Consider the following 10309-nt stretch of genomic DNA (forward strand, 5'->3'; position numbering starts at 1 on the left):
ACAAGAGAGGAAAAAACCGTTTTTCCTCTCTTGTCAGCACAATAAAAAGGCCGCGAATGCGGCCTTTTTGGTGGCAGAGGAGACGGCTCGCGCTTAGGCGGCGTCTTCGCTCGCTTGCGGCACCGGCAAACGGAAGCTGCGGGTGACGAAGGCCAGGTAGATCAGGCCGATAGCCGCCCAGACCAGACCCAGCGTCATCGAGCTGGCTTCCAGGTTGACCCACAGCGCGCCGACGGTCAGTGCGCCCATCACCGGCAGGATCAGGTAGTTGAACGTGTCCTTCACGGTGCGGTTCATCTTGTCGCGGATATAGAACTGCGAGATCACCGACAGGTTGACGAAGGTGAAGGCCACCAGCGCACCGAAGTTGATCAGCGCGGTCGCGGTCACCAGGTCAAACGATACCGCGGACAGCGCGATGGCACCCACCAGCAGCACGTTCAGCGCCGGGGTACGCCACTTCGGATGTACATAGCCGAAGAAGCGAGTCGGGAACACGCCGTCGCGGCCCATCACGTACATCAGACGCGAAACGCCCGCATGCGCCGCCATGCCAGACGCCAATACCGTCACACAGGAGAACACCAGGATCACCGACTGGAAGAACTTGCCCGCCACGTACAGCATGATTTCAGGCTGCGACGCGTCAGGATCCTTGAAGCGCGAGATGTCCGGGAAGTACAGCTGCACGAAGTAAGACACCACGATAAAGATGATGCCGCCGATCAGCGCCGTCAGGAAGATGGCTTTCGGGATCACTTTCTCTGCGTCTTTGGTCTCTTCGGACAGCGAGCTGATGCCGTCGAAGCCCAGGAACGAGAAGCACAGGATGGTCGCGCCGGTAATCATCGGCACCACGTGGGCGTTATCGGACCAGAACGGGCGGCTGCTGACCAGCGTACCGGCACCTTCGCCGTGGTAAATGCCGTTGATCACCAGGCCGAGGAACACGATCATGATCGCCACCTGCACCACCACGATGATGGAGTTCAGGTTAGCCACCAGCTTGATGCCGCGCAGGTTGAAAATCGTCATCAAGCCGACCAGCACCGCCACGAAGATCCAGGACGGGACGCCCGGGAAAATCGCTTCCAGGTAAATCTTGGCCAGCAAGATGTTGATCATCGGCATGAACAGGTAGTCCAGCAGCGATGACCAGCCCACCATAAAGCCGACGTGCGGGCTGATGGCTTTCTGGGCGTAAGTGTAGGCAGAACCGGCGGAAGGGAACTTCTTCACCAGCTTGCCGTAGCTCAGGGCGGTAAACAGGATCGCCAGCAGAGCGAAGGCGTACGCGGTCGCGACGTGACCATCGGTCAGGCCGGATACGATGCCGAAGGTATCGAAGATGGTCATTGGCTGCAGATAAGCCAGGCCCATCATCACTACCGGAACCAAAGTCAGGGTTTTGCGCAGCTGAGTGCGCTGAGCCGGAGCGGCGTTGAGGGTATTATCGGACATTGTTCAGCCCCCCCTTACCTTGAGCCTTGCGGATGGCGGACACGCCAAGACTTAAGGTTGCGGGGAAACTTCGCAACGAGCGACTTAATTCTAAAAGAAGGGGGTTGTAAGCTGGATAACGGGTCGAGGAAACCTCGGCTGCTCCATAGTCGCTGCGGCCACAGCGGAAACCGGCGGGCACCGGTGCTAAAGTGAAAAATTGCCCCATCTTTCTAATCCTCATGAGTCACGACCATAAAGTTTTGTTTGATCGTGCACGAAACTATTTATCTATCCGGATCGGTGTCCGGCCTCGCTTGGTGTATGAAACGCTACGTTGGTAAAACTTAATGCAAAAAAAAATAACCGACGCTTTCAAAACGTCGGCTATCTGCATTTGAGATATTTTGCACCAGAATGCCTCCGGATGACAAGATCCGGAAGCCCTCAAATACAAATTCTTTTTGTCGATCGAACGGAAAACCAGCCCGGCAGGCGAATTAATCCGCTACCGGCAGGCCGGTCGCCCGCATATACTTCTTACTTTATACGCCCATTCAGGCATTTTTCAACATCCAGTCGATCTCGGTTTCCGTCACCCGCCGTTCAAACTGCAGCAGTTCGTCCGTCTTGCAGGCGTGATAAACCTGGGTAAAACGCTCGCCCAGATAATGGGTCAGCGCGTGCTGGTGTTCGAACTCGTACAATGCGTCGCTCTGGCGGATCGGCAACGGCAGCCCCTCCTGCTCCAGCCCATTGCCGGTCACCGGCTCGGGCAGCGGCAGCGCGTTGTCCAGCCCGTACAGCATGCCGGCCAGGATCGCCGCCATCACCAGATAGGGATTGGCGTCGGCGCCGGCGACGCGGTACTCCACCCGGTGGTTCTCCGGTTCGCCGCAGGGAATGCGCAGCGCCACGGTGCGGTTGTTGTGGCCCCAGGCGGCCTGGATCGGCACATACATCCCCGGCTGGAAGCGCCGGTAGGCGTTGACGTTCGGCGCCAGCAGCGCCATCGACGCCGGCATCAGGGTGATCATCCCGGCCAATGCCTGTTTCAATAGCGGTGAATCCTCGCCTTCGGCGTCGACGAACAGGTTGTTGCCCGCCCCGTCCTGCATACTGACGTGCACGTGCATGCCGCTGCCGGCGTAATCCTCATAGGGTTTGGCCATAAAGGTGGCGTGCATGTCGTGGTTCTCGGCCACCAGCCGCACCAGCCGCTTCAGCGCCAGCGCGTGGTCGCAGGCCAGCAAGATATCGTCGGTATGACGCAGGTTGACCTCGAACTGCCCCGGCGACGCCTCCGCCACCGCACCGTCCGCCGGCAGCCCCTGCAGCTTCGCCAGCGCGTCGATGTCGTTCAGCACCTCGGCGAAATGGTTCAGGTTATCGACGGAATACACCTGGCTTTGGGTGTTGCGCTCCTGGGTGCCGGGCGCGCATGGCGGCTGCAAATCGCCCTCCGCGTCGCGCTGCCGATCGATGAGATAAAACTCCAGCTCTACCGCTGCCACCGGGAACAAGCCGCGCTGTCGCAGCGCCTGCCACACGCGGTTCAGCACATTGCGGGGTTCAACGTCAAAGGGAGTGCCATCTTCATCCAGCATGGTCAGCAGCACCTGGCCGATATGCTCGGGATCGGCGGCCGACGGCGTCAGCGAGCCGGGTACCGGCAGGCATACGCGGTCCGGTTCGCCGAGCTCCTGCCCAAGACCGGTTTCCTCCACCACGTTGCCGAGGATGTCCATGGCGAACACCGATGCGGGGAAGTAGCTGCCTTTTTCCAGTTTTTTCAACCCTGAGACGGGTATGCGTTTGCCGCGGAAGGAACCATTGAGATCGGTGAGAAGGATATCGACATACTGCGTGGCGGGATGGCGTTCCAAATAATGAGCAACCTCATTTTGGAACGCGCTACTTCGCCTCTCTTCATGATGCTGTGCAAAATGTTCAACTGCTGCGCTATTGGTTTGCATACGTCCCCCGCCATTATGCTCTTAAGGCGCGTTGGCGCCCGTCCGCCGTTCGATTCAACACATGATTGGATTTCTCGCCAGGCTGCGCCGCTGCTGGGCGCTCAAAATAACATCCACAATATGAAACATAGCCTTAACAGAATAGGTTTGCAAATGTTACAATCCTGTTTGATTATTCGCCACCGGCTGCTAAATTGATAAAATATTGACCGAAAAGGCCTTGCCGTCCTTTTTGCGTCAACTATTTCGTCCAACGCACCGAGAGTGAACATGGGCAATATATTTTCCAAACCTGCCCTAACTACCGATATCATGCAGCATCGTTATCGCCCAGACAGGCGCCCGATAGCGATATTCATGTCTGCCTGTCGCCCCTACCAGAAGGAAGTACCGCTATGAGCGAAGCCAGCTTGGCACCGGGCAAACGCCTGTCGCAGATCCGTCAGCAATTGGGTTTGTCGCAGCGCCGGGTCGCCGAACTGTCCGGGTTAACCCACAGTGCGATCAGCACCATCGAACAGGACAAGGTCAGCCCGGCCATCAGCACGCTGCAAAAGCTGCTGAAGGTGTATGGCCTGTCACTGTCGGAATTCTTTGCCGAACCGGAAGCCGCCGACGAACCGCGCGTGGTGATCGACGCCGAGGACCTGATTGAGATCGGCAGCCAGGGGGTGTCGATGAAGCTGGTGCACAACGGCAGCCCGACGCGCAACCTGGCGATGATGCTGGAAACCTACCAGCCCGGCACTACCACCGGCGAAAAGATCAAGCACCAGGGCGAAGAGATCGGCACCCTGCTGGAAGGCGAGATCGTGCTGACCATCAACGGCCAGAGCTACTGCCTGACCGCCGGTCAGAGCTACGCCATCAACACCGGCATTCCGCACAGCTTCAGCAATACGTCGGCGCGCATCTGCCGCATCGTCAGCGCACACACCCCCACCACCTTCTGACCGCTTCTCGCACCGGCGCAGCCTGACGCGGGTTGCGCCCCTGTCCACCCACGCTTTTCATCGCCGTTATGCCATTTTGTTGGTTGCCAACGGCGCAATCTGTGTTACAACAGAGCAAAACAGCCATCTAAACATCTAAACGGCCTTGCTACACAATGTCAACCGCAACGCCTTCGCGCCTCGAGATGCGCAATATCTCGATCGCCTTCGCCGGCTTCAACGCGCTGCAAGACGTGGACTTCACGCTGCAGGGCGGCTCAATTCATGCGCTGGTCGGCGCCAACGGCGCGGGCAAGTCGACGCTGATGGCGATCCTCTCCGGCGCCCACGATCACTACCGCGGCGAGATCCTGATCGACGGCCGGGCGGTGGAAATTCATTCCCCGCTGCAGGCGCGCCGCCACGGCATCCACGTGGTGCAGCAAGAGGTGGACGTCGCGCTGATCCCCACGCTGTCGGTGGCGGAAAACATCATGCTGGACTGGCTGAACGAACCGGGCCACTGGCTGAACTGGGCGGAGCTGCACCGCCGCGCCGCGCAGCTGCTGCAGCAATGGGCGCTGCCGCTCAACCCGCGCAGACGTCTGGCGGACTGCACGTTGGCGGAAAAACAGCAGGTGCTGCTGGCGCGCGCGCTGTCGCACCGCTGCCGTTTTCTGGTGCTCGATGAACCGACCGCGCCGCTCGATCGCGCCGAGAGCAAGCGCCTGTTTAACGTGGTGCGCCGCCTGCAATCCGAAGGCATCGGCATCGTGTTTATTTCCCACCGCATCCACGAACTGAGCGACATTTGCGATCGGCTGACGGTGCTGCGCGACGGCCGGCGCGTCAGTGAAGACCCCATGCGCGGGCTGCGCGGCGAGCAGATCGTCGAGAAAATGCTCGGGCATCGGCTGGACGACATTTTCCCGCCGCCGCGCCCACCGCACGCCGAGCGAACGCTGCTGCAGGTGCAAGGCTTGCGCGATCGCCACAAGCTGCGCGACGTTTCGCTGCGGCTGCATGAGGGCGAAATTCTCGGCATCGCCGGGCTGGCCGGAGCCGGCAAAACCGAGCTGTGCAAAGCGCTGTTCGGCGCCGGCGCCGTGCAGCTCGAGCGCGGCGAACTGCGCGGGCAACCCTGGGCGCCGCGCGCGCCGCACCTCTCGGTCGAACAAGGATTGGCGCTGGTGCCGGAAGAGCGCCGCAAAGAAGGCATTTTTATCGATGAGGCGATCCCGATGAACCTGAGCGTCAGCGCCGACGACAGCTTCTCGCGCTGGAGCCTGTTCAGCCGGCGGCAAGAGCTGCGCTGGGCACGCGAGATCATGCAGCGCCTGAACGTTCGCGCCTCGGGCCCGCAACAGCGGCTGGCGCGCCTGTCCGGCGGCAATCAACAAAAAGTGGCGATCGGCAAATGGCTGCGCGGCGACGCCGAGGTGCTGATCTTCGATGAACCGACCAAGGGCGTGGACATCAAGGCCAAGCAAGAGCTGTTTGGCCTGATCGACGGCCTGGCGCGCGCCGGCAAAGGCGTGATTTACGCCTCCGGCGAGTTCGCCGAGCTGGTTGGTCTGTGTGATCGCATCTGCGTGCTGTGGGACGGCCGCATCGTGGCGGAGCTGAACGCCGCCGACATCGACGAAGAAACCTTATTGCTCTATTCCACCGGAGGAACCCCTGCGTGAGTAAAGAATTAGCCCTGCGGCCTGCGCTGCCCTGGCGCCAACAGCTGTTCGATTTCCTCTACAAATGGGGCATGTTGCTGACCGTGGCGGCGCTGATCGCCCTGTTCGGCCTGGTGTCGGACAACTTTCTCGATGCCAACAACATCATCAATATCCTGCGTTCGATCGCCATCGTGACGGTGATCGCCATCGGCGTCTCTATCTCGCTGTCGGTCGGCGGTTTCGATCTGTCGGTCGGCTCGACCGCCTCGTTGGCCAACGCGCTGGTGATTTCGCTTTTCGTCTGGCACGGGTTCGGCACCACCGGCGCCATCGTGGTAACGCTGCTGCTGTGCACGCTGGTCGGCCTGTTCAACGCCCTGCTGATCGTGGTGTTCAGAATTCCCGATATGCTGGCGACGCTGGCCAGCCTGTTCGTGATACAGGGCGTGGCGATGACCTACAGCTACGGCGGATCCATCACCCAAAACATGGTGCTGCCGAATGGCGACATGGCGGAAGGCCTGATCCCGGAGGTGTTTTCCGCCCTCGGCCAGGTGCCGGTGATCGTGCTGATCATGCTGGCGGTCACCGTGGCGGTGCAGCTGTTCCTGTCGTTGACCAAGCATGGCCGCCGCATGTATGCCATCGGCGGCAACCCCGAAGCGGCGCGTCTTTCGGGCATCCGCACCGTGCGTTACAGGGTTGCCGCTTACGTTATTTCTTCTTGGCTGGCGGCGCTTGGCGGCATCTTGCTGGCGTCACGTATTGGCTCTTCGCAGGTCAACGCCGGCGGCGGTTATCTGATGGATGCGGTGGCGGCGGCCTATATCGGCTTCTCGCTGGCCGGGGCCGGTAAACCCAATGCGCTCGGCACCCTGATCGGCGCGGTGCTCCTCGGCGTGCTGCAAAATGGCCTGGTGATGCTGTCGGTGCCCTACTACGCCATGGACATTATCAAAGGCCTGGTGCTGGCGCTGGCGCTGGCCATCACCTACATCCAGAAACGCTGATCCTCCCCGGCGCACATCCGCTGCGCCGGTTTTCCCTTTAATTCATCCGGTTACTCTTTCTCACCAGCAGAACAAGCATACAAATGATATGAATTATCATTAGCGTTTACATTCAGAAAAAAATCCTTACAATACCCTCACGCAACGCTGATGAAGCACCGGAACTCTCAGCTAACTATGAATAATTTCTTTAGAAATTCAATTGGTTAATTACTTTCACTTCAATCCAGGAAAGGTTTACCTCATGGAAACGCCACGTTACAGCAAGCTCGCCGCTCTGGTGATCGCCTCGCTCAGCGCCACCGCCGCACTGGCCGCGCCGCAGGACGATACCCAGGATACCATGGTCGTCACCGCCTCCGGCTTCCAGCAAAAAATTCAGGACTCCGCCGCTTCCATCTCGGTGATCCCGCGCCAGCAAATTGAAGACAAAGCCTATCGCGACGTGACCGACGCGCTGAAAGACGTGCCGGGCGTGGTGGTCACCGGCGGCGCCAGCAGCAGTGACATCAGCATCCGCGGCATGTCCTCCAAGTACACGCTGATCCTGGTGGACGGCAAGCGCGTCGACACCCGCGGTACCCGTCCGAACAGCGACAACGCCGGCATCGAGCAGGGCTGGCTGCCGCCGATGGAAGCCATCGAGCGTATCGAAGTGGTGCGCGGGCCGATGTCTTCGCTGTACGGTTCCGACGCCATGGGCGGCGTGATCAACGTCATCACCCGCAAGACCTCCCGCACCGAGTGGAAAGGCTCGCTGCACGGCGACGCCACCCTTCAGGAAAACCGCGATTCCGGCGATCTGTTCCAGACTAACGCCTACGCCTCCGGCCCGCTGATTGAAGGCCTGCTCGGCGTGCGGGTTAACGGCCTGCTGTCGCGCCGCGCGGAAGATAAAATCGTCAACGGTTACAATGAACAGCGCATGCGCAGCGGCACCGCGGTGTTTACTCTGACGCCGGACGAGAAAAACGAATTCGACTTCGAAATCGGCCGCTCGCTGCAGGATCGCAACAGCACGCCGGGCAAATCGGTGGTGGCGGAACGCTGCAGCAAAGGCAAATGCACGCCAACGTCGCGCAGCGAAAGCCTGTATACGCGCACCAACTACGCGCTGACCCACAACGGCTATTACGACTTCGGCAACTCAACCAGCTACGTTCAGCGGGAAGAGACCAACAACCCAGGTCGCAATATGAAGATGTACAACACCATCTTCAACACCCAGAACCAGTTCGAGCTGGGCTCGCATATGCTGAACCTCGGCGGCCAGTATCGCTATGAAAAACTGAGCGATGGCGGCAACCAGCTTGAATCCGCAAAAGACGTCAACCAGCTGACGCGCTGGAGCTGGGCGCTGTTCGCCGAAGACGAGTGGGCATTGACCAACGACTTCAGTCTGACGACCGGCATCCGCATGGATCAGGACGAAAACTTTGGCAGCCACTGGACGCCGCGCATGTACGGGGTCTGGCACCTGACCGAACAGTGGACGCTGAAAGGCGGCGTCTCCGCCGGTTACAAATCGCCGGACCTGCGCCAATCCTCCGCCAACTGGGGCCAGGTTACCGGCGGCGGCGTGCGTAAAGGCATCATCGTCGGCAATCCGGATCTGCAGCCGGAGAAGAGCCTGAGCGAAGAGATCGGCCTGATGTGGGATAGCCTGAAAGGCATCAACGCCGGGGTGACGGTCTTCAACACCGACTTCAAGAACAAGATCACCGAAGTGCGCCGCTGCGAAGACACGCCGGACTGTAAGATCGGCAACGATCTCTACGACTTTATCAGCGATCGCGTCAACGTCGACAAAGCCAATATGCGCGGTGTAGAAGCCACCTTCGGCTGGCAGATCAACAAAGACTGGAAGTGGAACACCAACTACACCTACACCGCTTCCGAGCAGAAGAGCGGCGAGTTCCAGGGCAAAGCGCTTAACCAGATGCCGAAGCACATGGTCAACACCGTGCTGGACTGGCGCGCCACGCAGGACCTCAGCCTGTGGTCGCGCGTTAACTTCCGCAGCAAAACGTCGGAATACCTGAGCCGCACCTCGATGGCCAAGAGCACGCCGTCCTACACCTTCGTCGATGCGGGCCTGAGCTACCAGGCGGCGAAAAATCTGCAGCTGACCGGCGGGGTCTACAACATCCTCGACAAGACCGTGGATTACGATCACTACCGCACCACGCTGGACGGCCGCCGTTACACCGTCGGCATGACCTACAACTTCTGATGCCCCCGGGCGCGCGCTGCGCGCCCTTTTCATTCCATCACCGTGAGGAAGCTCCATGAGATTACGCCGCTCCCCCCTGATGATCGCCCTGCTGGCCGCGATGGCGCTGGCGGGTTGCCACAGCAAAACCGACGCGCCGGTGGCTCCGGCCACCGTCAACGTCCAGCACCTGAACGGCAGCACCGAGGTGAAAAAACACCCGCAGCGCATCGTGGTGCTGGATTACGCCTCGCTTGAAACGCTGCAGCTGCTGGGCGTCGAGCCGCTGGCGCTGCCCGGCAATCGCAAGAACTTGCCGGATAGCCTGAAGCGCTATCAGGATGACAAATACCTCAATGCCGGCACCCTGTTCGAGCCGGATATGGCCGTGCTGCGCGCCGCCAAGCCGGATCTGATCCTGATCGCCGGCCGGGCGTCCAAAGCCTATGACGAGCTGAACGCGCTGGCGCCGACGCTGAACATGTCCGTCGATCCGCAGGATCAGCTGGGCAGCCTGAAACAGCGCACGCTGCAGCTGGGCGAGCTGTTCGATAAGCAGCAGCAGGCGCAGGCGGCGGTCGATAAGCTGGATGCGCAGATCGCGGCGGTCAAACCGCAGGCAGCCCAAGCCGGGCGCGGGCTGGTGGTGCTGTTCTCCGGCGGTAAGATCAGCGCCTACGCCCCCAAGAGCCGTTTCAGCTTCGTCTATGACGCCCTCGGCTTCTCGTCTGCCCTGCAGTCCGACGAAAAAGACGTGCGCGGCAACAAGCTGACGCCTGAGCAGGTGGCCAAACTGAATCCGGACTGGCTGTTCGTTATCGATAGAGACGCCGCGACCGGACGGCCAAACGCGGTAGCACCGCAGAAGATCCTTACCGGCACCGCGCTGAAGAAAACCACGGCGGTGAAAAAAGGCCAGGTGGTTTACCTGCCGGCGGCCGAGGTGTATCTGTCCGGCGGCATCGTCACCGCCCAACACGTCGTCGAACGCGTGAGCGAGGCGCTGAACCACACTGCGCGATAAAGAAAGCCCGGCGATGCCGCTCACTTAAGCCTGAGTGGCATTTTT

General features: G+C 60.4%; 8 protein-coding genes. 6 read left to right on the forward strand and 2 right to left on the reverse strand.

The genetic code is table 11. The features are described 5' to 3' along the window. Positions 1 to 93 precede the first annotated feature (93 nt). A complete protein-coding gene (locus HMPREF3138_RS13210) occupies positions 94 to 1461 on the reverse strand; it encodes an APC family permease (RefSeq protein ID WP_038877871.1) in 1368 nt (455 codons plus the stop codon). A 536-nt stretch (positions 1462 to 1997) separates the two neighbouring features. After that, entirely contained in the window at positions 1998 to 3416 is a 1419-nt protein-coding gene (locus HMPREF3138_RS13215) for a glutamine synthetase family protein (RefSeq protein WP_038877870.1), read from the reverse strand. Between HMPREF3138_RS13215 and HMPREF3138_RS26720 the strand changes: the two genes are divergently transcribed. The 6 genes from HMPREF3138_RS26720 to HMPREF3138_RS13240 all read left to right on the forward strand — a co-directional run bounded on the left by HMPREF3138_RS26720 (position 3330) and on the right by HMPREF3138_RS13240 (position 10264). Beyond that, a complete protein-coding gene (locus HMPREF3138_RS26720) occupies positions 3330 to 3614 on the forward strand; it encodes a hypothetical protein (protein ID WP_162215439.1) in 285 nt (94 codons plus the stop codon). The two genes, HMPREF3138_RS13215 and HMPREF3138_RS26720, sit on opposite strands and share 87 nt — an antisense overlap. A 197-nt stretch (positions 3615 to 3811) precedes the next feature. Continuing rightward, positions 3812 to 4369: an HTH-type transcriptional regulator PuuR gene (puuR, locus tag HMPREF3138_RS13220; protein ID WP_038877865.1), complete on the forward strand. Its 558-nt coding sequence runs from the start codon at positions 3812 to 3814 to the stop codon at positions 4367 to 4369. A gap of 155 nt (positions 4370 to 4524) precedes the next feature. Continuing rightward, positions 4525 to 6036: a sugar ABC transporter ATP-binding protein gene (locus tag HMPREF3138_RS13225; RefSeq protein WP_038877864.1), complete on the forward strand. Its 1512-nt coding sequence runs from the start codon at positions 4525 to 4527 to the stop codon at positions 6034 to 6036. Then, positions 6033 to 7028, forward strand: coding sequence for an ABC transporter permease (locus tag HMPREF3138_RS13230; RefSeq protein WP_038877863.1), 996 nt, complete (start codon positions 6033 to 6035; stop codon positions 7026 to 7028). The genes HMPREF3138_RS13225 and HMPREF3138_RS13230 overlap by 4 nt, the downstream gene beginning before the upstream one ends. A gap of 244 nt (positions 7029 to 7272) precedes the next feature. Then, complete coding sequence (locus HMPREF3138_RS13235) at positions 7273 to 9261, forward strand: ligand-gated channel protein (protein ID WP_038877862.1); 1989 nt, start codon at positions 7273 to 7275, stop codon at positions 9259 to 9261. Positions 9262 to 9316: 55 nt separating this feature from the next. Continuing rightward, the gene (locus HMPREF3138_RS13240) at positions 9317 to 10264 is read left to right on the forward strand and encodes a siderophore ABC transporter substrate-binding protein (protein WP_038877861.1); all 948 of its coding nucleotides are present in this window, start codon (positions 9317 to 9319) and stop codon (positions 10262 to 10264) included. The last annotated feature ends 45 nt before the right edge of the window (positions 10265 to 10309 follow it).

The organism is Serratia sp. HMSC15F11, assembly GCF_001808215.1.
Lineage (GTDB): Bacteria > Pseudomonadota > Gammaproteobacteria > Enterobacterales > Enterobacteriaceae > Serratia > Serratia nevei.